Annotated in this window: 26 protein-coding genes and 1 riboswitch; of the genes, 8 read left to right on the top strand and 18 right to left on the bottom strand. The window is 44.8% G+C overall.

The window, feature by feature from the left end; genetic code table 11:
* Positions 1 to 76 precede the first annotated feature (76 nt).
* The 3 genes from dnaI to AC2TF5_RS04350 form a co-directional block, all read right to left on the bottom strand.
* Positions 77 to 1,030, bottom strand: coding sequence for a primosomal protein DnaI (dnaI, locus tag AC2TF5_RS04360; protein WP_491301013.1), 954 nt, complete (start codon positions 1,028 to 1,030; stop codon positions 77 to 79).
* A 36-nt stretch (positions 1,031 to 1,066) separates the two neighbouring features.
* Entirely contained in the window at positions 1,067 to 2,575 is a 1,509-nt protein-coding gene (locus AC2TF5_RS04355) for a replication initiation and membrane attachment family protein (RefSeq protein WP_491301012.1), read from the bottom strand.
* A 220-nt stretch (positions 2,576 to 2,795) separates the two neighbouring features.
* Positions 2,796 to 3,095, bottom strand: coding sequence for a YuiB family protein (locus AC2TF5_RS04350; RefSeq protein WP_208917861.1), 300 nt, complete (start codon positions 3,093 to 3,095; stop codon positions 2,796 to 2,798).
* A gap of 253 nt (positions 3,096 to 3,348) precedes the next feature.
* Between AC2TF5_RS04350 and hemQ the strand changes: the two genes are divergently transcribed.
* A complete protein-coding gene (gene hemQ, locus AC2TF5_RS04345) occupies positions 3,349 to 4,098 on the top strand; it encodes a hydrogen peroxide-dependent heme synthase (RefSeq protein ID WP_491301011.1) in 750 nt (249 codons plus the stop codon).
* A gap of 184 nt (positions 4,099 to 4,282) precedes the next feature.
* On the opposite strand, the gene AC2TF5_RS04340 is transcribed toward hemQ, so the two are convergent.
* Both AC2TF5_RS04340 and AC2TF5_RS04335 read right to left on the bottom strand, forming a co-directional pair.
* Positions 4,283 to 4,534 (bottom strand): hypothetical protein, encoded by a 252-nt coding sequence (locus tag AC2TF5_RS04340; protein WP_491301010.1) that lies wholly within the window; start codon positions 4,532 to 4,534, stop codon positions 4,283 to 4,285.
* Positions 4,535 to 5,725, bottom strand: a complete 1,191-nt coding sequence (locus AC2TF5_RS04335; RefSeq protein ID WP_491301009.1) for an NAD(P)/FAD-dependent oxidoreductase — start codon at positions 5,723 to 5,725, stop codon at positions 4,535 to 4,537.
* Between the two features lie 492 nt (positions 5,726 to 6,217).
* On the opposite strand from AC2TF5_RS04335, the gene AC2TF5_RS04330 reads away from it, so the two are divergent.
* Positions 6,218 to 7,192, top strand: coding sequence for an NAD(P)/FAD-dependent oxidoreductase (locus AC2TF5_RS04330; RefSeq protein WP_491302804.1), 975 nt, complete (start codon positions 6,218 to 6,220; stop codon positions 7,190 to 7,192).
* A 156-nt stretch (positions 7,193 to 7,348) separates the two neighbouring features.
* On the opposite strand, the gene AC2TF5_RS04325 is transcribed toward AC2TF5_RS04330, so the two are convergent.
* Positions 7,349 to 7,492 carry a sporulation histidine kinase inhibitor Sda gene (locus AC2TF5_RS04325; RefSeq protein ID WP_106766872.1) on the bottom strand — a complete coding sequence of 48 codons (144 nt, stop codon included), beginning with the start codon at positions 7,490 to 7,492 and terminating at the stop codon, positions 7,349 to 7,351.
* 292 nt (positions 7,493 to 7,784) lie between these two features.
* On the bottom strand, positions 7,785 to 8,447 hold the full coding sequence (locus tag AC2TF5_RS04320) for a YheC/YheD family protein (protein WP_491301008.1): 663 nt from the start codon (positions 8,445 to 8,447) through the stop codon (positions 7,785 to 7,787).
* A 229-nt stretch (positions 8,448 to 8,676) separates the two neighbouring features.
* On the opposite strand from AC2TF5_RS04320, the gene AC2TF5_RS04315 reads away from it, so the two are divergent.
* The 3 genes from AC2TF5_RS04315 (at position 8,677) to AC2TF5_RS04305 (ending at position 12,194) form a co-directional block, all read left to right on the top strand.
* Positions 8,677 to 8,883 (top strand): hypothetical protein, encoded by a 207-nt coding sequence (locus AC2TF5_RS04315; protein ID WP_491301007.1) that lies wholly within the window; start codon positions 8,677 to 8,679, stop codon positions 8,881 to 8,883.
* A gap of 146 nt (positions 8,884 to 9,029) precedes the next feature.
* Positions 9,030 to 9,356 (top strand): hypothetical protein, encoded by a 327-nt coding sequence (locus tag AC2TF5_RS04310; RefSeq protein ID WP_491301006.1) that lies wholly within the window; start codon positions 9,030 to 9,032, stop codon positions 9,354 to 9,356.
* 168 nt (positions 9,357 to 9,524) lie between these two features.
* The gene (locus AC2TF5_RS04305) at positions 9,525 to 12,194 is read left to right on the top strand and encodes a calcium-translocating P-type ATPase, SERCA-type (protein ID WP_491301005.1); all 2,670 of its coding nucleotides are present in this window, start codon (positions 9,525 to 9,527) and stop codon (positions 12,192 to 12,194) included.
* Between the two features lie 99 nt (positions 12,195 to 12,293).
* Here the strand turns inward: AC2TF5_RS04305 and AC2TF5_RS04300 are convergent, their stop codons facing one another.
* The gene (locus AC2TF5_RS04300; protein WP_208917851.1) at positions 12,294 to 12,653 is read right to left on the bottom strand and encodes a HesB/IscA family protein; all 360 of its coding nucleotides are present in this window, start codon (positions 12,651 to 12,653) and stop codon (positions 12,294 to 12,296) included.
* Positions 12,654 to 13,024: 371 nt separating this feature from the next.
* On the opposite strand from AC2TF5_RS04300, the gene mqnE reads away from it, so the two are divergent.
* Positions 13,025 to 14,131: an aminofutalosine synthase MqnE gene (gene mqnE, locus AC2TF5_RS04295; RefSeq protein ID WP_491301004.1), complete on the top strand. Its 1,107-nt coding sequence runs from the start codon at positions 13,025 to 13,027 to the stop codon at positions 14,129 to 14,131.
* A gap of 84 nt (positions 14,132 to 14,215) precedes the next feature.
* Positions 14,216 to 15,274 (top strand): NAD(P)/FAD-dependent oxidoreductase, encoded by a 1,059-nt coding sequence (locus AC2TF5_RS04290; protein WP_491301003.1) that lies wholly within the window; start codon positions 14,216 to 14,218, stop codon positions 15,272 to 15,274.
* Between the two features lie 9 nt (positions 15,275 to 15,283).
* On the opposite strand, the gene AC2TF5_RS04285 is transcribed toward AC2TF5_RS04290, so the two are convergent.
* The gene (locus AC2TF5_RS04285; protein ID WP_491301002.1) at positions 15,284 to 15,523 is read right to left on the bottom strand and encodes a YuzB family protein; all 240 of its coding nucleotides are present in this window, start codon (positions 15,521 to 15,523) and stop codon (positions 15,284 to 15,286) included.
* A gap of 78 nt (positions 15,524 to 15,601) precedes the next feature.
* On the opposite strand from AC2TF5_RS04285, the gene AC2TF5_RS04280 reads away from it, so the two are divergent.
* Positions 15,602 to 15,847 (top strand): NifU family protein, encoded by a 246-nt coding sequence (locus AC2TF5_RS04280; protein WP_208917847.1) that lies wholly within the window; start codon positions 15,602 to 15,604, stop codon positions 15,845 to 15,847.
* A gap of 186 nt (positions 15,848 to 16,033) precedes the next feature.
* Here AC2TF5_RS04280 and AC2TF5_RS04275 read toward each other — a convergent pair whose 3' ends face one another.
* From AC2TF5_RS04275 to AC2TF5_RS04235, 9 genes are all read right to left on the bottom strand, one after another.
* Entirely contained in the window at positions 16,034 to 16,807 is a 774-nt protein-coding gene (locus AC2TF5_RS04275; RefSeq protein WP_491301001.1) for an SDR family oxidoreductase, read from the bottom strand.
* Between the two features lie 127 nt (positions 16,808 to 16,934).
* The gene (locus AC2TF5_RS04270; protein WP_491301000.1) at positions 16,935 to 18,086 is read right to left on the bottom strand and encodes an NAD(P)/FAD-dependent oxidoreductase; all 1,152 of its coding nucleotides are present in this window, start codon (positions 18,084 to 18,086) and stop codon (positions 16,935 to 16,937) included.
* 44 nt (positions 18,087 to 18,130) lie between these two features.
* The gene (locus tag AC2TF5_RS04265) at positions 18,131 to 18,850 is read right to left on the bottom strand and encodes a methyltransferase domain-containing protein (RefSeq protein WP_491300999.1); all 720 of its coding nucleotides are present in this window, start codon (positions 18,848 to 18,850) and stop codon (positions 18,131 to 18,133) included.
* A complete protein-coding gene (locus AC2TF5_RS04260; protein ID WP_491300998.1) occupies positions 18,837 to 19,994 on the bottom strand; it encodes a type III polyketide synthase in 1,158 nt (385 codons plus the stop codon). Before AC2TF5_RS04260 ends, AC2TF5_RS04265 begins: the two co-directional genes overlap by 14 nt.
* A gap of 178 nt (positions 19,995 to 20,172) precedes the next feature.
* Positions 20,173 to 20,988 (bottom strand): MetQ/NlpA family ABC transporter substrate-binding protein, encoded by an 816-nt coding sequence (locus AC2TF5_RS04255; protein WP_491300997.1) that lies wholly within the window; start codon positions 20,986 to 20,988, stop codon positions 20,173 to 20,175.
* A 77-nt stretch (positions 20,989 to 21,065) separates the two neighbouring features.
* Positions 21,066 to 21,734 carry a methionine ABC transporter permease gene (locus AC2TF5_RS04250; protein WP_491300996.1) on the bottom strand — a complete coding sequence of 223 codons (669 nt, stop codon included), beginning with the start codon at positions 21,732 to 21,734 and terminating at the stop codon, positions 21,066 to 21,068.
* Complete coding sequence (locus AC2TF5_RS04245; RefSeq protein WP_491300995.1) at positions 21,734 to 22,750, bottom strand: methionine ABC transporter ATP-binding protein; 1,017 nt, start codon at positions 22,748 to 22,750, stop codon at positions 21,734 to 21,736. Before AC2TF5_RS04245 ends, AC2TF5_RS04250 begins: the two co-directional genes overlap by 1 nt.
* Positions 22,751 to 22,857: 107 nt before the next feature.
* Positions 22,858 to 23,001, bottom strand: a riboswitch (SAM riboswitch).
* A 114-nt stretch (positions 23,002 to 23,115) separates the two neighbouring features.
* Entirely contained in the window at positions 23,116 to 23,835 is a 720-nt protein-coding gene (locus AC2TF5_RS04240; protein WP_491300994.1) for a Cthe_2314 family HEPN domain-containing protein, read from the bottom strand.
* An 86-nt stretch (positions 23,836 to 23,921) separates the two neighbouring features.
* The gene (locus AC2TF5_RS04235; RefSeq protein ID WP_491300993.1) at positions 23,922 to 24,890 is read right to left on the bottom strand and encodes a COX15/CtaA family protein; all 969 of its coding nucleotides are present in this window, start codon (positions 24,888 to 24,890) and stop codon (positions 23,922 to 23,924) included.
* Between the last annotated feature and the right edge of the window lie 130 nt (positions 24,891 to 25,020).

Raw genomic sequence — 25,020 nt, 5'->3', positions numbered from 1 at the left:
GGACGACGGCGTTTCTGCGAGAAATATAACGGTGAAACCGTTTCTACTTACGTTCACCATGTGTTTCTCATATCATTTATACTTTTCCGCGATGATTCTCACCGAACAGCTGAACAGCATCCACAAAGGGTGAAATCCGATTCATCAAACGTTGACCCTTGTGGTTTTCCTCGCCATCTTTGCTTGTAAAGCTAAGATGTCTTTCCAATCCGTCAAGCGGGTAGTTCGAAGTGTAAAAGGTAGGTTTTCGATTCATCCGGAAATTTAAAATAGCGCCCAGTACGTGATCTCGTACCCATGGATTCAAGTTTTCCGCACCAATATCATCAAAAATGAGCAGATCACAATTTTTCATGGTTTCAACCGTTTCCTTGAGCTTGCTTCCGTCCTGCATCATCGATTTCAAATCTTCCACGAAATCCGGCATATATACAATAACACCGGTATAACCTTCCTTCGCCAGCTCATGCAGCATATAGCACATCAGATACGTCTTCCCTGTTCCGAACGTTCCAGTCAGATATAGTCCCCGCGGTGACAAAGCATTCTCCTTGGTATCTTGAATATATCGAAAGACCTGATGCACAGCCGGAGCCCGAAGACGGTCTTTGGCCATAATTTCCACTTCATCATAACCTTCATTCAAAGCCCGTTCATCCAAATAAAAGCTGCGAACCCGTTTTCGAATCTGATCTTCATTGTTCTTAGCAATTTGCAGTGAACAGGGAGCTTTCCGTTCATATATTTCCGGAGAGCCGTTCATAGGCTGAACATCCAGCTTGCTATAATGGCCTTGAAAATCATTAGGACACCGCTCCAGACCGGGGCACTGTTCACAGTTCTCATGATCACCAACATATTGATATAAACGGCTCAGATTGGTCTTCAGCACTTTTTCATCCAGCTCTGGATGTTCAGCCCGAAGACTAAGGATGAGCGGGTGCTTTAGTAGATGATCCGCAATCTGATCTGAACGGCGACGGAACGCTGGACTTTTCATACTTTCCAGCAATTCACCTAGAGACTCCACGTACACACCTTCCTTTCATAAGAGCGAAGCATAAATCTATCCGCCCCTCTTCTTGCTGGCCTGCATTTCTGCAGCAAGCTTCAGCATTTCCTCATATTCCTCTTCCGTCACGGCTTCACCTTGAGCAGACTCCAGCGCCACCGGGATCTCCGGTTTCACTTTTCCGCTCTTAGCATATGTACGCGTGCGCGAAGCGGCTGCGGCCTGTTTGCCTTTCATCTTGGCCTGATCACGTATATACTGGACAGCTTTCTCATAGCTGTTAACCTGCTTTAGCAGCATATTGGAAGCAATAGCCTCCACGAAATTCCGATTGATCCGTTGATCTCCACCTGCAGCAATCAAAGACATCAGATAATGTATCAACACATTGATAACTTCACCAGGCAGCTTGTAGCTTAGATCAATCTTTTCGAACATTTCCATAAAATGCGCCGGAACAGAGCCTGGGAAAAATGTTTGAAGCAGCTTGGTATACGGCTCGTTGCGAAGCATCATATTATATTGGTGAATATCGCATTTAGATTGAAATTGTGACGGAACTTCTACATAATATTCCATCTGTACGGCATGCTCTTCTACTGGCACATCTGGATCAGCATTCAGTTCCTGATGCAGCGCCACGACCTTCCCGGCAGTAATCTGCCGTTTCTCCTGCAGCTTCATCCCCTGCCTGAAATGAAGACTTGCCCTGTGCTGAAGCTCGTCCAGCATCACTTCCCCTTGACTGGAGAAGATCTCATCCTCATCGAGCAGCCGGCACAAGTCCTGTACACTCAAGTCGTATTTACGCACGACATAATTGACAATGCCCATCTGTTCATGGTCGTACCGAAGACGCTCTACAAACACACGGTTTTTGGATTCGCGCGGAAACCGCAATATAATATCAGAATAGTTCAAACCTTCACCTTGCGGCACGATATGTTGCACTGAAGGATTCCGCGGCGGTTCCACTTCGGTCAGAGCCTGCTCCAGCTCATAATCGATCACATGAGTGTTCAATTCAAAAATATCATAAAATGGAACGGAAATATTTTCTTTATTTAGCGAAATCCCCGACCATTCCTGAGGTTCCTTGCTCCACAGCTGTTCACGCAGCGACAGCACGGAAAATTTACCGACCTTGTCACGCAATAGCAGTGTCAGATGCTGTGTATTGAAAAAATCCGAAGGAGACAATGGCGCCTGTAGTTCATATTCATAAATATAGTCGTCCGTCTCCGGAACGAACATCCGGCTCGTTTGAAGCAATCCCACAGCTTCCAGCTTAGAGGTCTGCTCTATTAAATACTTGCGTCCCTTTTCGCTGGGCTCGAGGCCTAAAGTTAAAAACAGCCGGCGCTGCTGTTCGATCGCCGAATACCCTACCATTTCTAAAGGTACATGCATGAACATAAGGCGGTATAAACTGACAGCGAAAGCCCCTACCATCGGCTGATATATGGAACTGAGCATTTTGTCATCCAATCCGCTCAGACAGAAGTCGCGGTATACGCAGTAACGGTGGTTTTCAGTAAAATGCAAAAAGTTTGTCATACGCATCGTTATTGCTCCTCCCCTATCGCCCAAGAAGAAACGCCTTCGGCGTCCTTATTCAAATAAAAATAGACTGCCTCTATTCTATCATAAAAAGAGGTGGCGGAAATCTGTTTAAGAGGTCAAAATTTCTGGAATTAATGAGCACTCTTCTTAACAGCAACAAAAACGACCCACCCGATTCAGGAGAGTCGCCGATGCCGATTATAAGGCCAACAAAACATGTTTAAAACATTTTAAATCCTTTAACACGCAGTGTATTGATGGTCCAGCCACTCAAAAATGCTCCCGCCAATCCGGCTACCCCTGTCAAATAATCCACCAGCTGGAATGAGCTGATATGCGCCCAGAGCGTTGCTTCATCACGGTTCCACAAGCTGTACACCACAACCGGTAATATAACGATCACGAACAAATAGCAGGGAAACCATGTCGTTTTCATCAACATATTGAGGATAAAACCGATACCGAACATCATGACAAAAAATAAAATCATCAACACGAGCACAGGAATAAACTGCAGCATTGTCGCCAATTCACCTCTTCTTCGTCACCCTCAAAATCGTGGTATCCTCTATGACTATGAAAAATAGCACACAATAGGGCGGGCTAGTAGATAGTGTACTAAAAAAAATGTCACATATCAACGAACATTCCGTGAATAGATTGTGTCATCGTTTGCCCTTCTTCCTGCGGTTAGATACAATGGAAGAAGGTTTAAGCAAGCGGTTTACTCCGCTTGATCGCAAGCACATATAAGAATGTTTAGGAGTGATCATATGAACGAAGCCGCAATGACGCTTGATGGCTGGTATTCACTGCATGATTTCCGCTCGATCAATTGGCCAGCTTGGAAAGCTGCGGATGATGAGGAGCGCGCTGTTGCATTGGACGAGCTGCACGCTTTTCTGGACGAGTGGAATCAAATAGAAGAATCCAAGCAAGGAAGCACTGCAGTATACACCATCGTTGGGCAAAAAGCAGACTTTGTATTCATGCATTTGCGCGAAACGCTTGAAGAGCTAAATGCAATCGAGAACGCCTTTAACAAAACGACATTTGCGCAATATACAACTAAGGCCTACTCCTACGTCAGTATTGTAGAGCTCAGCAATTATTTGGCTGGCTCTTCGGAAGGCGATCCGATGCAGAACCCGCATGTTATTGCACGCTTGAAGCCGGCTCTTCCAAAATCCAAGCATATTTGCTTCTACCCAATGAACAAGAAGCGCGATTTGACGGACAACTGGTATATGCTCAGTATGGAAGACAGACGCTCCATGATGTACAGCCACGGCATGATCGGCCGCAGTTATGCAGGTAAGGTAAAACAGATCATTACCGGTTCCGTTGGATTGGATGATTGGGAATGGGGCGTCACATTATTTTCTGACGATGCTCTCCATTTCAAAAAGCTCGTATACGAAATGCGCTTTGATGAAGTCAGCGCCCGCTTCGGCGAGTTCGGTTCGTTCTATGTCGGCAACCTACTGGATCAAGAATCCTTTGTACAACTGATGAAGGTCTAACCATAAACTATTATTTCTTAAAAAAGGGGTGTCTCAAAAGGTCTATTGATCTGAGACACCCCTTCTATCTGTATACGACGCTGCAACCATCCACGTTTAAAAATAGAAAAAAGGGGACTGTCCCAAAGTAGAAAAAATCTACTTATGAGGCAACCCCTTCAAGGTCTATTAATCTATTAATCTATTAATCTTCTTCGTCTTCATCCTTACGCAAGGACTCTAAATACTCTGCAGTAGCCCGGTCACGTGCCCTGCTCTTATCCTTCAACCGCTCAATAGCGGGCAAAATCAATATATCAACTTCCTGCTGTATGGTATACGCCAGATCGTACTTTTCCTGAGATTCCAGATATGAGCCGACTTCCATTAAAGCATTATATCGATCCAGCTCATCGCGTGTAAGCAGACCCCGAACTTGAACACTGCAGTGTCTCATTTATAGAAACCTTCCCTTTTTCAGGACGAGCGGGATGCCCCCAATGATAAAGAGGTACCGCAGGTCAACCAGTTTTTTCAGCTGAGCCGCTTTCCAGCCCTGATATTTCTTATCGCCCACAACAGCGATTCCTTCACCCCGGCCAAGAGAGGCAACCGTACCTTTGTTATGAAACTCGAACTTCTTCAAGTCCTTGCCCCGAATTGCCGATACGATGTTTTGTGCACAGCAAACTCCCTGCTGCATGGCCATCTGAGCCGTAGGTGGATATGGACGCTCTTCGTTAAATATCAGTGAGTTGTCTCCAATAATATAAATGTTCTCATAGCCTGGAGCCCGCAAATATTCATCCACTTTTACGCGTCCGCGCATTGTTTCGAAGCCAGCTGCCTCGATCAGACGGTTCCCGCGGATTCCACCGGTCCAAACGACCGTTGCAGACCGGATTTCCTCACCCGTGCTTAAAACGACCCCATTCGGTGCACATTCCTTGATCGCCACGCCAAACTTGAAGGTTACGCCCTTCTTCTTCAACACTTCAATGGCATAATCGACCAGTTCAGGTGCGAATCCAGGAAGCGCTGATGGCGCAGCTTCAACATTATAAATGTTTACAAGGGCAGGATCGACGTCATACTCCTTACACAATTTAGGAATACGGTCCGCAAGCTCCGCCACAAATTCAATACCGCTGAAACCAGCACCACCAACGACAAAATTAATACGCTCCTGTGGTCTGCGTTCATTCTTATACAGAGCAAACTGATATTCAATATGCTCTCGTATCAAGCGGACCGAGTTAATGCTGCGGATGGACATCGCATATTCCGCCAGACCCGGGATACCGAAAGTTTCCGGCTCACCGCCCAATCCGATAATCAAATAATCATACGACAAAGTCCCGTCTTCCAGAATGACCTTTTTGTCATGAAGCCGAATTTCCTGTACGGATGATTTCACCAAATCGATTTTGAATTCGTCAATCAGCTTCGATATGGAAACCCGAGTATTCTCTATGCTATCCGTACCTGCTGCCGGCATATGCAAATGGGTCGTAATGTAGTGATAGTCATGTCTGTTCACCAGCGTTACGTCAGCTTCATTATAGTTGAGTTCTTTCTGCAGCCGCTGCGCTGTCAATATGCCACCATAACCCGCACCAAGGATTACGATCTTCGGTATGCTGCTCATTCTCCTGCTCCTCCCGGCTTACTTCTATATATAGTATGGTTTAAATGTTAACTTTTTGTGAATTTGCTTCTAAAAAAAGAGAAGAGCTCTTTATCAGAGCCCGTTAAAGTTTCGACCTGATGTTGCTTTTTTTCAGAAATACAGCTGTCAAAAGGGTTCGAATCGTTACGTTAATGTCTAAAAAATGTCGATATTATGCCTTTAAGCACAAGTTGTCACGTTAATCATATTCATAAATGCTTCAAAGATCAAGACATATTTTGACCGAAAAAAGGGATAAGTTTGTCGCATTACAGACCTGTACAATGAAGAAAGCGCAACCATATTAATAATAGGTATTTTGGCGGGAATCCCGGCTTTTCATGCTGGTTCCAGACGATTATAATAGAGGGGATTCAATGAATCAGAATTTACTTTGGACAATGTCTGTCTGATTCGAATATATCATTTCGGAGGTGCTTTCCCTTGACATCAACACCGCAAGAACATCATATGGCCGATCTTCTCATTATCGGTGGCGGCCCTACAGGCATGTTTGCTGCTTTTTACGGCGGTATGCGCCAAGCTTCGGTTAAACTCATCGAGAGCATGCCCCAACTCGGAGGACAACTGGCTGCACTGTATCCAGAAAAATATATTTACGATGTAGCCGGATTTCCGAAGGTTACTGCTCAAGAGCTGGTCGACAACCTCTCCAAGCAGATGGATCTATTTGACACAGACATCCGACTGGAAGAAAAAGTTCAATCGGTTGAGAAGCTGGACGAACGTCATTTTGTCGTAAAAACAGATAAAGATGAACATCACACTAAGGCCGTTATTATTACTGCCGGTGTAGGAGCTTTCGAACCCCGCCGTCTGGAAGTCGATAACGCGAATAAGTTTGAAGAAAGCAATCTTCATTACTTCGTCAGCGATCTTAGCCGCTTCCAAGGGAAGAAGGTGCTCATCAGCGGCGGAGGCGATTCCGCAGTTGATTGGGCTCTTATGCTCGAGCCGATTGCCGAACAAGTAAGTCTGGTTCATCGCCGTGATAAATTCCGTGCGCATGAACACAGTGTGGAGAAGCTGCTTGCTTCTAAAGTGAACATTATCACCCCGACTGAGATCACTGAACTTCACGGTGATGAGCGAATTACTAAGGTGACACTTTCCCATATCAAAACAAAAGAAACACAGGAGATCGAAGTCGACGATGTGATCGTCAATTTCGGATTCGTTTCTTCTCTTGGTCCCATCTCTGAGTGGGGTATTGCAATCGAGAACAACTCGATCGTAGTTGACTCCCGTATGGAGACAAGCATCCCAGGAATCTTCGCGGCCGGCGACATTACCACTTATCCAGGCAAAGTGAAACTGATTGCTGTCGGATTTGGCGAAGCACCAACGGCGGTCAACAATGCCAAGGTTTATTTTGACCCTGATGCCCGTCTTGCTCCTGGACACAGCAGCAATATGAAGCTATAAACAGCAAAAAATTCAACAAAAAAGGTATCTTCTATCCACTGACAAATCGATGGATACGAGATACCTTTTCTATTGGTTGTACGCCATACATATGTAGATTTCACTTCGAATGCATGACGACACGTCAAACATTTCTCTTATCTATAGGTGGTGGAACTAGTGAAGGATACTGATGGAATCGGTGTCCAAGTTCCGTTTATGAATTTCGGCCAACAGTAAAGTAATAAACTCCCGTTCTAATTTCAACTCAATAGCCATATGATAGGAGTCTAGTAACATCTCGTCCGTCAACATAGCCATCCCTCTCACACCCCTTTCCTCATTTTTCCTAAATCTATCATAACAAACATCATATAACAGAACAACTGTTCCCTTATCCACAAGCATCTGTGGAAATCCTGTGTATAATTTGTTGGTAAGTGTCATGATTGTTGTTCTATCAACGTGGATTATGGGGATAAATGTTATACACAGGATATTGGTCTCAAACAGGACTTAAAAAAATATTTAGTATATTTATCGGAAATTTCTAATTATTTTTTTAATACCCTATTAAAAGTTCATATAAATGTCTAATTGGTTTAATCTGGATTTAACTTGGACGAGTGTTAACTTCTAATATCCATATTGCTCCTATATCATCAAGTCCGTAATCAAAACCTAGTTCGCCTATCCCACGGAAACGTTTTTCCAAAACCGCGATACAATTCCGGGTCAATTGTCGCATCTCATTCCGCTTTTCATAGGCATTAATATCTGGAAGCGACTGCCTGATCGCAGGTCTGCACCTTAGCTGCGTACCACCTTTGCACAGATTGGTCACAAACAAGCCCGGCCTGGCAAGCCTTCCAACCATCGCTCTGAATTCCCATCTCCCTTTCTCCTTGACCACTTTAACCCGATAATCCAAAGGACGCCCTTTTATCATGGCTAAGTTAATACCCTGTTGGATCAAATATTTTCGTCTTAACTTCATACTGGACAGTATAGGAATTAGTTCGGGGAATGAACTGACAAACCTCGTGCGTCCCTTATGGCTAACGTTATAGCCTTCATCGTGATTCTGAATACGTATAACGCCGTTCCCACCCGTTCCCACAACTGGTTTAATCACAACCATGTCGTATTGTGAGAGCATCGACATCAGATCGTCCCTTCCGTAAGCTTTCGTTTCCGGGATATAAGGGATTATCCGAGGATCGGTCAGCAGCGCTTCCGTTTTAAGCCACTTACTGGCCAACTGTCTTCCCGCCATGCTGCCTACGCCTCCTTTTATCATGACATACCTTATATTACTCCATAGTTCGGGTTCCTTCTTGGATGATTGTCCGTGTAATTTCGCCTATTCCTAGGATCATTCAGTTAGAATCCGTCTAATGCAGGTTGTTCTTTCCAAAGCTTTTAAACTATCGTATATTAGGAACACAGATGTTTATCCGTCGTAGTGGTCGATTCCGTGTTTGAAATAAAGGAGGCTTTTAACCTTGGATGCTCTGTTTGAGGTGTTGTACTGGATAGCTATGATCGGAATGTCAATCTCTCTTGTTGCTATTACGATTGCAATTTTTGTTATCGGTTTCAAGTTTATTAAAGACAAGCGTAGGGGACTCGGCGCAGGGTGTATCGCTTTCTCTCTTGTAGCCGCCAGCATGATCGTGTTCATGCTTAATCAACAATTCTTTTTTGCCTGATGATAGCTAATAAACTTGATAGTAAAAAGCCCTATTCCATTGAGAATAGGGCTTTTTACTATACATATTACTTGGGGTAAGATGTATTCAAACACACGAGAATAAGGTTTAATGAAATTAGACGCTGACATTGGAGGGTGGCAATTATGAACATTGAGTTTGGTGAATTGGATCAACTTGAGAAAAAACTTAAAGGCATTCAAGAAAATGCAGAAAAACTCTCGAATATGGAACGCGAAGTACATACAGACGATTTGTTCACAGAATCGTTTGTTCAGATGTACTCCAACTTCTCTTCCTTCGATGAGTTATTAAATGCTGCCGGATATGAAGGCCAAAGCCAAGAGGAGTTTGAGGCTTTTGTGCAAAATGATTTTAACACTTTTTTGGCGGAAAACTCCAAGCTTAGCGGCTGGAAGGAATTTCAGGATAAAGCAGTCGCTGCTTATGTTGCTAAGCAATTAGGATTCTAAACATGAAAAACTTTATTATCTTCGGAGCGAGTAAAGAAGGTACGAATATATTTTTGCGATTTATGGGAACTTTAATAAAATCATGCGTATTAACTTCTACAACCATTTATCCTCTGGATATATTTTCTGGATCGGATTTCAAAGCAATAAAGAATAGGAGTGACTGAATTGGATAGCAAAAAACAATCAAGCGAAACATTTCACACTCTTTCCACTGATCAAACTTTATCGTCACTAAACAGTCATTACGATGGTTTATCTCAAGAAGAAGCCGCCGCAAGACTGCAGCAGTACGGCAAGAATGCACTCGAGGAACGTGAAGGAAAATCATTGCTTGCTAAACTGCTCGCACAGTTTAAAGATGTCATGATCATCATACTGCTCGTTGCAGCACTTATTTCTGGTTTGCTTGGAGAATGGACTGATTCCTTTATCATTCTATTCGTTGTTGTCCTGAATGCCGTTCTGGGAGTGATTCAAGAGAATAAAGCCGAACAGGCACTTGCAGCTCTTAAACAAATGTCTTCCCCCTACGCTCAAACAAAAAGAAATGGCGAGGTTGTCAATATCAAAGCAGAGGAGCTTGTTCCAGGTGATATTGTTCTTCTGGAAGCTGGCGATGTTATACCAGCCGATATGCGACTGATTGAATCTGCTTCACTCAAGATTGAAGAGGCTGCATTGACTGGAGAATCCGTCCCTGTTGAGAAGGTAGTTGACCCGCTGGAGAAAGCAGATCTCGTAATCGGTGATCGTAAGAATATGGCCTATATGACTAGCAATATCTCCTATGGCCGAGGCATTGGTGTTGTTACAGCAACCGGAAGTAGTACAGAGGTCGGTAAGATTGCCGGATTTATTTCCCATGATGAAGATGAAGTAACTCCGCTACAACGCAAGCTGAATGAGCTGGGGAAATATTTTACTATCATCACAATCGGTGTTGCTTTAGCCATCTTCATTATAGGTATGGTTCAAGGTCGAGAAATATTTGATATGCTTCTCACTTCCATCTCGCTGGCAGTAGCAGCTATACCGGAAGGGTTACCTGCGATCGTTACCATAATTCTAGCACTAGGCGTTCAGAAAATGGCGAAGCGTAATGCGATTATTCGTAAGCTTCCAGCAGTTGAAACGTTAGGGAGCACAGAAATTATTTGTTCAGATAAAACAGGCACATTAACACAGAACAAAATGACTGTACAACAAGCTTATATTGGACAAACCATGCAACAAGCCGATCAAACTCTTGAAACGATGCAAGACTATGAGATCTTTCTTCAAGTCATGGCGCTATGTAATGATACGAAAATCTCACACACGGCTGATTCAGAACAATTTACATTAATAGGTGATCCAACAGAGACTGCATTAGTTGATTACGGAATTAAGCATGGCTTTGATAAACGAGAAGGTGAAATCGAATTTCCGCGTAAGGCCGAAATTCCATTCGATTCTGATCGAAAGTTAATGACCACTGTCCATGAACTAAATGATGGTGGTACCGTTTATCGCATTATGACAAAGGGCGCACCTGATGTGCTGCTCGAAAGATGCAGCAGTATCCTGTTGAATGGAACTGTCATTGAGCTGACAGAAGAGCATCACGATCGAATTGTCAAAGCCAATAAATCCATGGCAGACAAGGCACTACGTGTATTGTCGCTTGCTTATCGTGAGGAGTCAGCTATTCCAAGCATCATGAAACCTGAAGCTGTGGAGCAGAATTTAACCTTCATCGGTCTTGTTGGAATGATCGATCCACCTCGTGAGGAAGTGAAGGAAGCTGTTCGCATCTGTAAGAACGCTGGCATACGTCCAGTCATGATTACAGGAGATCATCGTGATACAGCTACAGCAATTGCCAAGGAGCTTCATATTATTGAAGATGAGAGCGGCATTATTACGGGAAGTGAGTTAAATCAAATTAGTGATCAAGAATTCGAAGAGAAAGTCACACAGTATTCTGTATATGCCCGGGTATCACCTGAACATAAGGTACGTATCGTTCAAGCTTGGAAGAAGCGTGGTAAGATTGTTGCAATGACTGGAGACGGAGTTAACGATGCACCTGCACTCAAGGCATCCGACATTGGTGTCGGCATGGGGATTACAGGTACTGAGGTTTCCAAAGGTGTCTCCGATATGGTGCTTGCCGATGACAACTTTACGACGATTGTTGTTGCTGTAGAAGAAGGTCGCAAAGTATACAGCAATATTCGTAAGACGATCCATTTTCTCTTATCTGCCAATCTTGGTGAAGTGCTCACACTATTCATCGCTACTTTAATCGGTTGGAAGATTCTTTTTCCGATTCACATCTTATGGATCAATCTTGTCACAGACACATTACCAGCACTCGCTTTAGGCCTTGAAAAAGCGGAAAATGACATCATGAAGCGAAAGCCTCGTAAGGCCTCAGAGAGCGTATTTGCGGATGGTATTGGGGTTGGAATCGTCTATCAAGGTGTTTTGGAAGCTGCTTTAACCTTATTTGCTTACTACTACGGACATACGCACTATTCTGAGGCCGTTGCCGTAACCATGGCCTTTGCAACACTTGGAATGATTCAGCTAACACATGCATTCAACGTGCGTTCGACCACCAAATCGTTGTTTACGATCGGTGTATTCTCCAACAAATACTTGAATGGCGCTGCACTTGTATCAGGATTTCTCGTCCTGATCGTGATCTTAGTCCCATTCATGAATGATCTATTCAATGTAGTTCGATTGAATGGCGAACAGTGGCTAGTAGTCGTAATCTCTGCCTTCTCAATCATTCCGATTGTAGAAATTGTAAAGCTCTTCATGCGATTATTTAGCCGTAAGAAATAACATAAATGCCTCTCGTATAAAACCAGTTATACGAGAGGCATTTATTTGCGCTAATAACAAAATCAATCTATTGTTTCATATAACGCCGAAAGTCCATGATTAGCAAGGCTCCGCGCTCGGATTGCCCGCATCTGTTTTCGTCCGGAAGGAAGATCCGCAACCACAGGTTACCGTGGCATTTGGATTGTGGATGGTGAAACCACCCGTCATGCCGGATTCCTCAAAGTCAATTTCGAGACCGTTCAAATATTTCATACTATCCTTGTCAACCACAATTTTCATGTCGGCGACATTCATATATACATCATCTTCCGTTTCGTCGTCGTCAAAGCCCATTGCATAGGAAAAACCGCTGCACCCACCGGACGTGACACCCAAACGAAGGAACATATTTGGTGTTTCCTGTTCCGCAAGCATATCTTTCAGACGTTCTGCTGCAGTATCACTGATTGTAATCATAGGTCACCCTCCTTTTCGTTCACTTTTCAGTATACTCCACATCAAGCTAACCCTCAAGCGGCGTAATTACCTGACATTCTTCATATAGTCTCCTCTTTTCCTACGGTATGTATTGCTACCCTGAGAGGTCAGGTTTATAATAGGAAAGGAACTAAAGAGGTTAAGTGTTGGATTTCTGTCACATCCGGCGGCCCTTGCTGCCTATTCGATGTGTCCGTGTTCATAGTTGTATATTTTTTCACAAAATCCTTTAATTATACCTGCTTACCTCAACGATGTAATGATCCGTTAGCGAAACGATTCACCAGAAACGGACAATTGATACATCTCTGCACCTTTGGGTGCCATAATGCGTGAAGAGGAGGAAATTTATGCCCACCCTTGTAACCCCTTTAATGGACAAAAGAATGGCTGAGATTGTTGAGAAGGTTCAAAACGGTATTCGCTTGAACCTCGAAGACGGCGTCTATTTGTATCAAACCGATGACCTTCTGACCCTGGGGCAGCTCGCAAATGAAGCGAATCTGCGCAAAAACGGGAACAAGGTTTATTTTATTGAAAACATGAGTTTGTATTTCACCAATGTGTGTGAGTCCCGCTGTGCTTTTTGCAATTTCCGTAAAGACCAAGGCGAGGAAGGCTCCTATACTCTCTCCGGTCCGGAAATGATTAAGTATGTGGAAGAGCACTTCCACCCGGGTATTCGAGAGTTCCATATTGTTGGCGGACATAACAACCATGTACCGTTCCAATACTATGTAGATTCATTAAAAGCCCTCAATGAGCGGTTTCCAGACGTAACACTAAAGGCCTATACGGCAGCTGAAATTGAATTTTTCACACGGATCAGCGGTCTTAGCATAAAGGAAGTGCTGCAAGAGCTGCAGAAAGCCGGCCTGAAAACATTGACCGGAGGCGGAGCCGAAATACTGTCAGACCAATACCGCCAGAAGATGAAAGTGGACAAAGCCAATGTGGATCAGTACCTTGAGGTACACCGTACCGCACACCAGCTCGGCATGAGAACACATACTACAATGCTGTACGGTTCTATTGAAAGTCACGAGGACCGTATCCGCCATATGCTGCAGGTCCGAGATCTGCAGGATGAGACGAATGGATTTATGGTATTTATCCCACTCTCTATGCAACCAAAGAATAAGAATGCAGGCATCATGCGCCGAAACTCAGCTTATGAGGACTTGAAGACCATTGCGATTAGCCGCCTCATGCTCGATAATATCGACCATGTTAAAGCTTATTTCATCAATATCGGCGCTCAATTAACACAGGTGGCACTCAGCTTCGGAGCATCCGATGTTCACGGTACGATTCTAAAAGAGCGTATAAGCCACGCCGCTGGTGCATTGACACCTGAGGGTTTGACTCGCAAAGAGCTTGTCTGGCTAATTCAAGGAGCCGGCCGGATTCCCGTGGAGCGTGATACATTCTATAACGAAATCAAGGTATATGATTAATAAAATTTCAAATTTCGGATATCAGGTTAAAGAGATAATATAAAGGGCTCTGCTTTTCTTATCTCTTCAGAAAGGAAGACATATATGAAAAAGCTCGTCATTCTCGGCGGAGGCTACGGTGGTCTTGCCTTAATTCAGGAATTGTTCAGTAGTTATCTTCCTCACGATCTGGAAGTGGTGCTCATTGATCGTATGCCTTATCAGGGCCTCAAAACGGAATACTACGCTTTGGCCGCAGGTACCGTTGCAGATACAGAGCTGCGAGTAAAATTCCCAGAATACGATAAGCTGAGCATTCATTACGGGGAAGTTACCTCGGTCGATCTGGAATCAAAACTGGTGCATTTATTCAATGATGATCCTATTGAGTACGATCAGCTGGCTATCGCCTTGGGCTGTACAGATCAGTATCACGGTGTGCCGGGAGCTGAGGAATTTACATCCAGTCTGCAATCTTTTTCCGGGGCACGTGAAACCTATATACGTTTAAATAACCTTAAACCGTATGGCCAGGTTCATATTGTCGGAGGGGGCCTGAGCGGTATTGAGCTTGCTTCTGATTTGCGAGAAAGCCGGCCTGACCTTAACATAGCTATTCTTGACCGGGGTGTTCGTGTACTCTCTTCCTTTCCAAACCGTCTATCCGCCTACATTCAGCGCTGGTTTGCAGAAAACAATGTAGAAATTCATAGCGGGGTTTCCGTTTCCAGAGTAGAAAAGGATGTGGTCTACAATGTAGATCAACCAATACCTACGGATATAACCGTCTGGACCGCCGGTATTCAACCTGTTTCTGTCATACAAAATCTAGATCTGCCAAAAGACCGTAGTGGACGGATTTTACTTAATGATCTGTATCAAGTGCCTTCCCATCCGGAAGTATATGTCATCGGCGACTGCGCCAGTCTTCCGTTTGTGCCAAGCGCACAAGCTGCAGGAGCTCAGGCTGAGCAGATTGGACATGTACTGAAGGCTCTGTGGAGAGACGACACACCGAAGGTACACCCGCTTAAACTAAAGGGAACCCTCGGTTCACTCGGCAAGCGGGCCGGCTTTGGTTTGATGGGCAGTACCTCCGTTATGGGACGTGTGCCTAGACTGCTAAAAAGTGGTGTGCTCTGGAAGTCCAAGCGCCATTTCTGATGGTTAAGATCACAGTTGCTCGATTTCCTTTATTTTTCGGAGGATCACTAAATACAGCTCTTCGGCTGTAGCAGCTTCCACGATTTCGTCATTCACAAAAGCGAATGGTGCCAGATAGCATTGTCCACAGTTTGTAAGGCAGCCGTACTCGATGACCTCGCAATCCGGTCGTTCCTCGAGCGGTTTTAGAGCTTTATCTGTACCGAAATGTGCATTCCCAGCACAGAACTCAACAATGGGTCGCATCATGATTTACCTGCCTTTAGATTGGCATTTTAATTTGCCGGTTTATGTACTATAATATAGGGAGGAAAGGAGTTGAACAAGATGAGCGAAAACGCACAAAGCACAACATATGATGAAGTGGCTGAAGTGCTCGATAAGCTTCGTCCGTTCCTGCAGCGCGACGGCGGTGACGTGGAATTGGTCGACGTTGAAGACGGCATTGTTAAACTGAAACTTGTAGGTGCATGCGGCAGCTGCCCAAGCTCCACCATAACCTTAAAGGCCGGGATTGAACGTGCCCTGGTTGAAGAAGTTGAAGGCATCCAAGAAGTAGTACAAGTGTTTTAAAAACTATATACAAGTAGAACGACTCCGTTGTCCTTTTAGAAGGACGACGGAGTTTCTGCGAGAAATATAAGCCAAGTATAAATGAAATCTTATACTTTCTTATATTTGAACGAAAGAGTCCTGGTTCTCATGAACCAAGACTCTTTTTTTAGGTAATATATAAATGTCTATTGTTATTCTGTTGATTTACTCAGGGATGATGCGGGGGCGAATGGGATCCAGCCCGCCGGATATATCCATAATATTGCCTGTGATGAAATCCGATTTCTCCATACAGAGATACTCGATGACCCGGGCGATGTCTTCACCGCTTCCGGAACGTCCACGAGGAGTAAACTCATCCGTTATGCCGAACACCTCATCGATCGTCTTCTCTTTGTTGGCTCCCCGGATATCTCCGGGACAGACCATATTTACCGTAATACCGTAAGGGGCCTCTTCTACAGCCAATGTCTTGGTGAAGGATACAAGTCCCACTTTGGCAGCTGCGTAAACAGAACGGTGCGGCCAGGATCTTGCTTCACCCGCATGACCGAATCCAAAATGAATAATACGCCCCCATTTCTTTTCTCTCATGGAGGGCAGGACACGATGATCCAGCAGCATAACGCCAGTCAGGTTGCCATTAATCAGATGTACGATTTCATTACGATCATATTGTGAAAACAGACGTCGTTCCCGAATAAACGGACCCGCATTGTTCACCAGAATATCGACTTGTCCGAGCTGTTCCTCAGTCTGATCTACAAGACTGTACAATTCCTCTTCCACAGCGATGTCCGCTTTCACCGCAATTGCCCGAACACCCATCCCTTCGATCTCTTTCTTAAGAGTGTATGCCTGCTCTTTACTGTTAACGAAGTTCAGCGCAATATCGCAGCCCTGCCGTGCTAGTGTTAAGGCGGTCATTTTTCCCAATCCCGTCGCACTTCCGGTAATCAGCGCCACTTTCCCCTTCAAGGCATTCCCTCCTCCGGTCGTGATTCTCTTCTCTCAGTATAAAATATTTGCTTCCTCCCCACAACTTGACGCTTTTTTCACACTAGAAAGAGCTGTATTTCCGTTATTACGGAATTACAGAACGAGATCACTGGAATAATCCTGCCTCTGATAATCGTGTAGCCTTCACCACATAAGATGCCAAGCCCGGAAACATGCGCGCCATCCCCGGATATAAACGATTTGTCTTCGCAAAAGCTAACTTCTGAATGGTACGTGCTCTCCTGAGCAGCTTCGTAAACTCTTCGTTGGCTTCCTTAATATACTGGATTTTCCATTCGTTGTACGTTATCTCATCCCGTAAATACCGATCCGTCAGATTTGAACACAGCATCGAGGATCGTAGTGCTATGGACATTCCGTCTCCGCATAGAGGAGGGATCATTAACAGAGCATCCCCCACATGTGGAAATGTGGACCAAGGCTCAGGTATGTCAGACAGTCTGACGGGCGCGATCGATACCTGAGTTCCTTGGACGGGTACAGCCTGCTCCAATCTTGAAGCCAGCCTCGGATTGGTACGGGAGGCTGCTTGCAATATATCCTGTACGGATTTACCGTTCGACTGAACGATATCGAGTGTAAGTAAAGCCGCCACATTAACCATTCCATTTTGTATAGGAGAGATTCCTGTGTAACCACCTTCACAAAAATAAAGCTCAACCTGTGACTCTGCTTTAATCCCGGTGTAATGCGATTTTAGCCCAACATATATGGTTTCATCCCGATGTGCGTCATCTGTATTCGCAACACACTTGGGTTTGCGGGTTCCGTATGCGCCAATGACAGCTTTAGCATAATAGCAAATGTTGTCATTCCCTTGCCTTGTTTCAACCTTGTACCGGTTGTTATCCAGCTGGTCAATACCAGTAACGGTTGTTTTGGTTATAATTCCAGCACCAACAGATAACGCTTTCTGATGAAGCAGACGATCGAGCTCATACCGACTTATTCCCCAAGCACTCCCAGGAAGCGGTGCCTCTATTTCACCACCGTGAGGCATAAAGATGCGTGCCTTATTCATCGTGCTCGGCTTCACCTGATGCTGCAGCAGATCAACACCCAGAAATTCCAGCATTTCTTGAGTTTCCGGGGACATAAATTCACCGCATGTTTTATGCCTTGGAAACGGCTGGCGATCCAGCAATAGTGTGTCATGTCCCCGCTCTGCAAGCTGCACCGCTGTACTGCTGCCTGCAATCCCGGCTCCAATTACTATGACATCCACTTGCTTATCCATGGACAGCACCTTCCTTTTAGAGGTTGTTCAAGAAATCATCCTCATCATATTTGCTTATGAGGTATCACGACGGCATAACGAAACAATGGCTTCCAAGTGTAGGTCATCGATTCATGATTTAATTTTCTCTTCAGGTCTTTCCAATCCGCCCCGGTAAATCCTTTGGCAACAGACAATGGACCATCATGCCGAATATAACGATTACGAGATATGATGCGGGTAGTGAGCCATACGGCGGTATAAGAAACCGCATGACGGTGAATATCATTAATTACAACTCCATACCGGGAAGCTCTCAACATATGAGATACGATATCTATCAATTCTTCACCAGTAAAATGATGAACAAATTGCGAACCGGTTACAATATCAGCAAATGCCTCCGGCATTTCCCGAATATCCCCCTGCTTTACCTGAATACGCGGTTCATTTTGAAAAAGTGATCTGGCTTCCTCGCACGCTTCTTCCGTCAGATCAACCAACGTGATCCTGAGTTGTATTCCTTTATCGTCCGCCCATTGAAGCAGCTTGTGATTGACATCTCCCGAACCTGCACCCACATCCAAGATGCTTAGCGATTCAGGTCTTCCTATGTCATTCCACAGTTTCTCGATCCCGTATCTCGTCGGCCCAGGTGCAGCAAATATTTTGTTCAGACGTCTTAAATGTTTGAGCGCCTCAATCAGCTCTTCGCCTCCGGTCGAAAAATCATCCATTAATTCGTCTTCCTGTGCCCTTTTCGTTAGATTTCTAAAGATAGGCATGCTCATGTTCCGTAACTAAAGAGTCATAAGATGGGATATACCTGAATCGCATAAGTTCTGCCGTCAAACCCGGCCCAAAGGCCAACGCCACTCCTTCTTTGGACGTGCTGTCCACGGATTGGAGCTCACTGCGCATGGCACTCAGAACAAACATAATCGTTACAGAGGACAAATTCCCTGCATTTCTAAGAATATCCCTGCTGAATTTGGTCTGATCATCACGCAAGTTCAGCACATTTTGTACAGAATCGACAATTCCACGACCTCCAGGATGAATAGCCCAAAGTTCTGGTAAATCATCCCCTGCAAGCAATAACTCCATTTCTGGTACAAGATGTGACCCTAACAGCTTCGGTATTCGCGGGGAGAGATACAGATCAAACCCGGCATTCCCAACTTCCCATGTCATATCTTCCGTAGAATCAGGCAGTAGAACCGAGTATCCTGTTCCTAGCTGCAAATAATGAGTATGATGCTGCTCTGCATGGCCAATTACACACGACGAAGCCCCATCTCCAAAAAATGAAGCCGCAAATAATGCCTCTCTCTCCTTCGCAGGCTGAAAATGCAAAGTACACAGCTCAACGCATACGACAAGAACTTGTGAGCCTGGGGCACTTTGTACGATATCCCTAGCCATTTGAATGGCTTTTAATCCAGCTGCACAACCCTGAAAGATCAGCGGGAGACGGTTAACACGTGAAGAAAGCCCTAAATGTCTTATTAGCATAACATCAAGACCTGGGACATATTGGCCGGTACAGCTAACCGAGATGAGATGGGTAATATCCCTAGGCTGGATATTGGCGTCCTTTATTGCTTTTTCCGCAGCCTTTATTCCTAAAGGCAATGCTTCCTTTCTATATGTATTCATGCGTTCTTCAGTCGTAGGAATGCCTGCTCGATCACCGGAAGGTAAATATCGGCATTCTTCAATTGGACCTATATAGTTCGGTTCACATGTATAACGAGTCTCCACCCCACAGGATTTGAAAATCCTCCTGGCAAATCGGGCCAAGTCCGGTTGGTCATGCAAAGAAGAAGTCAAAAGCTCGGCTACAACGGACTGTGAAAAAGAATGGCTCGGCAAAGCAGTTCCGATGCCTAAAATTGAGACCTGGGACTTGTTAGAGACAGGGTTCATTTCAGTACCTCCTGATGGAAAAATATAATACACCATATGTTATGTCTCATACATTGCTATATTATTCCGTTATTTCACCTGATTGCCCTTAACATGCAATATGAAATCTTATATATAAAAATTAAAGCAGGCCACCCAAGAATGGATGGCCTGCGTTTGGAGCATATCTCGCTTTTACTTAGAAAGCAGGGATAACTGCCCCTTTATAATTTTCTTCGATAAATTTCTTCACATCATCGGAGGTCAGTGCTTCTGCCAGTTTCTTAATACCTTCGGAATCTTTATTGTCCGAGCGCGCTACAAGAATGTTCGCATAAGGATTATCCTTCTCCTCGATGAAGAGAGCATCCTTCGTAGGATCAAGATCTGCTTCGAGAGCATAGTTCGTGTTAATGATCGCCATGTCCATCTCGTCCAGCATACGTGGCAGCATAGCCGCTTCTACTTCTTGGATCTGCAGATTTTTAGGATTTTCTGTAATGTCTTTCGCTGTGGATTCCAGCTTATTCTCATCCTGCAGCTTGATCAGACCATTTTTGGCCAACAGCGTAAGTGCACGTCCGCCATTGGAAGGATCGTTCGGAATCGCAATCACAGCGCCATCCTTCAGTTCGTCTACAGACTTGATCTTTTTGGAGTAAGCACCCAAAGGTTCAACATGAACAGCCACTACGGACTCAAGATCCATACCACGTTTATTCACTTCACTGTCCAGGTAAGGCTTATGCTGGAAGAAGTTAGCATCAATTTGTTTTTGATCTACCTGCTGGTTTGGAAGCACATAATCCGTAAACTCCACAATTTCAAGCTTGACGCCTTCTTTCTCAAGTGCCGGCTTAATATGCTCCAGTATCTTGGAATGCGGCTCAGGTGATGCACCAACTTTAATCGTCAGACCTTCCTTGCCGCCATTATCTGCGGACTTATCCCCGCAAGCTACTAATACCACTACCAGTGACAGACTGAGAAATCCCAATAACAACTTTTTCTTCATCTTATTCTCCCTCCAAATCATGAATTAAAATTATATATATCTTGTCTTGCTATCTGCCATATCATTAGATTATTTCTTTATTTTCTTGTAAAATGCCGCACCAGACGATCGCCTGCCATCTGCAGCAGCTGTACGAGCAGTACCATCAAGACGACAGCCACAATCATAACTTCGGTTTCATACCGGTGGTAACCATATTTAATAGCCAGGTCACCTAGACCACCGCCGCCTACCTGTCCTGACATCGCCGTGTAGGAAACAAGCGTAACGATCGTAATTGTCATCGCCGCAAGCAGGCCTGGACGCGCTTCGGGAAGCAACACCCGCCAGATGACCTGACGTGTGGATGAACCCATCGCATGTGCCGCTTCGATCACACCTTTATCCACCTCATTCAGTGAGGTTTCCACAAGTCGTGCGAAGAACGGAGCCGCTCCAACGACGAGCGGCGGAATCGTTCCGAGAACCCCATAAGATACACCGACAACCGATTTCGTAATCGGTATCATGGCTACAATCAGAATAATAAATGGTACGGAACGAAGAACATTGACGATAAATGATAGGATGGAATATCCGAAACGAACCCATCCAGATGTTGAGCGTGCCGCCATGTATAGCAGTATGCCGAGTGGTAGACCGATCAGAAACGTAAACACAGCCGAGGAAGCCAGCATTCGGAGAGTATCCAGTGTTGCCGTGATGATCTCTTCCCAGTTCACCTCGGAAAAATCAAGTCCGAACATCAGTCCATCACCTCCACGTCAAGTCCTTGTTCCTGCAGCTTCTGTATGGTCAGATCAATAGCCGGCATATCCCCTTCAAACCGGACGATCAACTGACCATATGGCGTATGCTTGATCGTAGAAATGGTACCTTGCAAAATCGCAAAAGCTACCCCGGTTTCGCGCACCGTATGAGAAAGAGTGGATTCGTATGTTTTGGAACCCAAAAAAGTGATTTTTGCTGCGCGAGATGACTCGGTATGAGGAGCATGAATAGCGAGCCTCAATGCTTCTCCGCTATCCGTTTCATTTCGGATAAACTCTCTTGTCACTTCATGCTTCGGCTTCAGGAACACTTCCGTTACAGGCCCCTGTTCTACAATGCCACCCTGATGAATTACGGCAACCCGGTCACAAATATTCTGGATCACATGCATCTCATGAGTAATGAGAACAATCGTTAGATTAAAGTGCTGGTTAATGTCCAATAGCAATCTGAGAATGGAATCCGTAGTTTGCGGGTCCAGTGCAGAGGTTGCTTCATCACAGAGCAGCACCTCCGGATCACTTGCCAGCGCCCTTGCAATACCAACTCTTTGTTTCTGTCCCCCGGATAACTGCGAAGGGAATTTGTTCCGATGAGCCTCCAGCCCGACCAGAACCAGCAGTTCATTCACTTTCCGTTCAATCTCTGCCTTGGGTGTCTTTATTAAACGCAATGGAAACGCAATATTATCAAATACCGTTGCTGAAGAGAGCAGATTAAAATGCTGAAAAATCATCCCGATCTTGCGACGCTCTCCTTGAAGCTGCTTATTGCCAAGAGCCGTCAGGTTGACCCCGTTAACCCATACCTCACCGGAGGTTGGGCGTTCCAACAAGTTAATACAGCGTATCAGCGTGCTTTTGCCGGCACCAGAATGTCCGATCACTCCGAATATTTCACCTTTTTCAATCGACAGATTCAATTCGGACAAGGCTGTGGTCAACGTTCCGGCTTTTCCGTACTGCTTCGTCAATCTCTTAAGTTCGATCAATCCCGGTTCCTCCTATTCTTAATTCTTCTCATCTTTTATCGAAAAATAAAAGAGCCCTCTCTTTGCAGAATCAAAAAGGGCTCTCTTTACGTAAAGACGAATGCCTTTTCTCATCTGTCAAAACTGTCGTTGTCCGCAGTTTTGAAGGAATTAGCACCATGACATTCCTTGCGCTTCAGCCATGTTGGCTGTGCACTGGAATCGGTTGCTGGGCTTCATCGGGCCTGTCCCTCCGCCTCTCTCGATAAGAAAACATCGATATGAAATTATACATTGACTTACACTAAAAAACAGATCAAGGAATGCAATTGTTAGTATAGTTTCTTTTCACACGTTTGTCAAAAGGAATTTATAGGTTCATATGCTCAGGAACTAACGCCTTTTTTCGCCCAGAGATCGTTTGTGTAATGATATGAAGCGGCCAGCGTTTTGCATACCATATCAAGTCCTTGCTTCAAATCGTCCAGATGCTTATCCATATCTTCCAGCTCTACCTTATCGTGTAGTCCTTGGTGCCGCTGCCACAGATCATCCTGCATCTCAGAGTTCATGTAATGAATTTCCGCATTGCGCCGTTTGCGAAGCACACTTAGGAATGGCTTATAGTGGTTCTTAATACCTTCCAGCTTGTCCGCCAATTCATCATGATATTTTAAATACCTGAACTGGCGAAGCACAGTGAAATATGAAAAATGAACCTTAACCTTGGACGTATGAAGATCATACAATTCATTCAGCACAGTCCCGAGTTTATCAAGAACCGAGAACACCCGGATAAATCCATTCTTATAAAAATACACGTAACGTGCATACTCCTCTTGTTCCTGAATCGACATGTCATCAACATATCCAGCCTTTATCGATTTACGGAAATGGCATGCGGCGAACCAACTCTGCTCCAGCTCATCCAATGATCCAAGCAAGCCACGGGTCCATATCTCAAGCTTACGAAAGTCATGCGTTGGATCCTGATTTTTCTCTATCTCTCTTTGTAAAAGCTGGGTTGTCTTTAGCATCGTTTCAATGGCGTCTTTAAGCAGACCCTCATTTTTTCGGGGCGGTTCCCCGAGCAAAATTCGAAGCATGGCGTTACCCCCTAGGAGTCAAGTTCTGAAACTTTGAACAGCTTGCCCGTGGACTTTGTTGAAATGATTTATAATAAATCAACGATTTATACACTTTTGTTGAAAGGGATTGGCTCTTCACCAAGTGGTGCTTCAAGCTTGCTTAACTGCCATGCCCTCACACTTAAATAACATAAAACTCCAAACAATGCAGAAATAAGCAGTGTATGCCCCAAAGCTGCAAAAATATACAGTTCTTCATTATGCATCGTTGCCATCAGCAATGGACCGCTCAGAACTTGCAGTAAACAGAGCATCACCGCGGCGACTCCAAGCATTTGAATTTCACGGTTATCCCGGTTGCGCCAAAATGCAAAATGCCCCATGGTCGCGACCACGATAAGCAGAAGTGCAGCTGCAACTCTATGCATAAATGCAATACCTACTCCACCGGACAGTTCCGGTATAATCTCGCCGTTGCACAGCGGCCACCCCGAACACCCTTCCCTCGAATCGGTGTGACTGACAAACGCACCGATGTACACGACGATATAGGAATATATCGTTGTAGCCCAGACCAGATTACGGAATGACTTGCTCACCCGAGGTTGCTGTTCGAGCCTACCAGGTTCTTTGGCCTGCTCAATTCTACGCATACTTAATGCAAGCATGACAGAGCTTGCGAACGCAACAAGGGAGAATCCGAAATGCAGCGCCATTACAGCTGCGGATTGCGGCTTCATGACAGCCATTGCACCCATAATTGCTTGAAGAATGACGAATATGGAGGTCAGGACCGCATATGTAACGAGTTCACGACTCTCGCGCTTAAACTTCCAGAACGCAATCAAGGAAGCAAGAGCCGACAAGCCGGCCATTCCACTGACAGCACGGTGGGAGTACTCTATCATGGACGACAGTGTGTAAGCGGGAACAAACTTGCCGTTACACAAAGGCCACTCCTGTCCGCACCCCATGCCCGAACCGGTTTTGGTCACGACCATACCGCCAAAGGTTGCGAGAAACATGACTAGACATGTCAAGTAACTGAGCCATTTTAATTGTTTATTATTCACGATTTCCACCTGCTACCGTATTCATAATAATGATTAATCCAACATTGCTTACTGTCTCTCACAACCACTAAATGCAAGTCCAACATATATTATAACTGATACACTAGCTTCGATCATAGACTGTTTGTTA

It is taken from the genome of Paenibacillus sp. JNUCC 34, assembly GCF_058269055.1.
Note: the sequence above shows the minus strand (reverse complement) of the source record. Positions and strands in the feature narration are given on the sequence as shown.

Excerpts from the sequence above, each read along its gene's own strand:
- AC2TF5_RS04335 (WP_491301009.1), bottom strand. The coding sequence starts at position 5,725 with ATGAGCAGCATACCGAAGATCGTAATCCTTGGTGCGGGTTATGGTGGC.
- AC2TF5_RS04350 (WP_208917861.1), bottom strand. The coding sequence starts at position 3,095 with ATGCTGCAGTTTATTCCTGTGCTCGTGTTGATGATTTTATTTTTTGTC.
- AC2TF5_RS04265 (WP_491300999.1), bottom strand. The coding sequence starts at position 18,850 with ATGCCTATCTTTAGAAATCTAACGAAAAGGGCACAGGAAGACGAATTA.
- AC2TF5_RS04255 (WP_491300997.1), bottom strand. The coding sequence starts at position 20,988 with ATGAAGAAAAAGTTGTTATTGGGATTTCTCAGTCTGTCACTGGTAGTG.
- AC2TF5_RS04320 (WP_491301008.1), bottom strand. The coding sequence starts at position 8,447 with ATGGCGGGAAGACAGTTGGCCAGTAAGTGGCTTAAAACGGAAGCGCTG.
- AC2TF5_RS04330 (WP_491302804.1), top strand. The coding sequence starts at position 6,218 with ATGGCCGATCTTCTCATTATCGGTGGCGGCCCTACAGGCATGTTTGCT.
- AC2TF5_RS04340 (WP_491301010.1), bottom strand. The coding sequence starts at position 4,534 with ATGAGACACTGCAGTGTTCAAGTTCGGGGTCTGCTTACACGCGATGAG.
- mqnE (WP_491301004.1), top strand. The coding sequence starts at position 13,025 with ATGCCCACCCTTGTAACCCCTTTAATGGACAAAAGAATGGCTGAGATT.
- AC2TF5_RS04240 (WP_491300994.1), bottom strand. The coding sequence starts at position 23,835 with ATGCTTCGAATTTTGCTCGGGGAACCGCCCCGAAAAAATGAGGGTCTG.
- AC2TF5_RS04310 (WP_491301006.1), top strand. The coding sequence starts at position 9,030 with ATGAACATTGAGTTTGGTGAATTGGATCAACTTGAGAAAAAACTTAAA.
- AC2TF5_RS04270 (WP_491301000.1), bottom strand. The coding sequence starts at position 18,086 with ATGGATAAGCAAGTGGATGTCATAGTAATTGGAGCCGGGATTGCAGGC.
- AC2TF5_RS04250 (WP_491300996.1), bottom strand. The coding sequence starts at position 21,734 with ATGTTCGGACTTGATTTTTCCGAGGTGAACTGGGAAGAGATCATCACG.
- AC2TF5_RS04290 (WP_491301003.1), top strand. The coding sequence starts at position 14,216 with ATGAAAAAGCTCGTCATTCTCGGCGGAGGCTACGGTGGTCTTGCCTTA.
- AC2TF5_RS04285 (WP_491301002.1), bottom strand. The coding sequence starts at position 15,523 with ATGATGCGACCCATTGTTGAGTTCTGTGCTGGGAATGCACATTTCGGT.
- AC2TF5_RS04300 (WP_208917851.1), bottom strand. The coding sequence starts at position 12,653 with ATGATTACAATCAGTGATACTGCAGCAGAACGTCTGAAAGATATGCTT.
- AC2TF5_RS04260 (WP_491300998.1), bottom strand. The coding sequence starts at position 19,994 with ATGAACCCTGTCTCTAACAAGTCCCAGGTCTCAATTTTAGGCATCGGA.
- hemQ (WP_491301011.1), top strand. The coding sequence starts at position 3,349 with ATGAACGAAGCCGCAATGACGCTTGATGGCTGGTATTCACTGCATGAT.
- AC2TF5_RS04355 (WP_491301012.1), bottom strand. The coding sequence starts at position 2,575 with ATGCGTATGACAAACTTTTTGCATTTTACTGAAAACCACCGTTACTGC.
- AC2TF5_RS04280 (WP_208917847.1), top strand. The coding sequence starts at position 15,602 with ATGAGCGAAAACGCACAAAGCACAACATATGATGAAGTGGCTGAAGTG.
- AC2TF5_RS04325 (WP_106766872.1), bottom strand. The coding sequence starts at position 7,492 with ATGGCTATGTTGACGGACGAGATGTTACTAGACTCCTATCATATGGCT.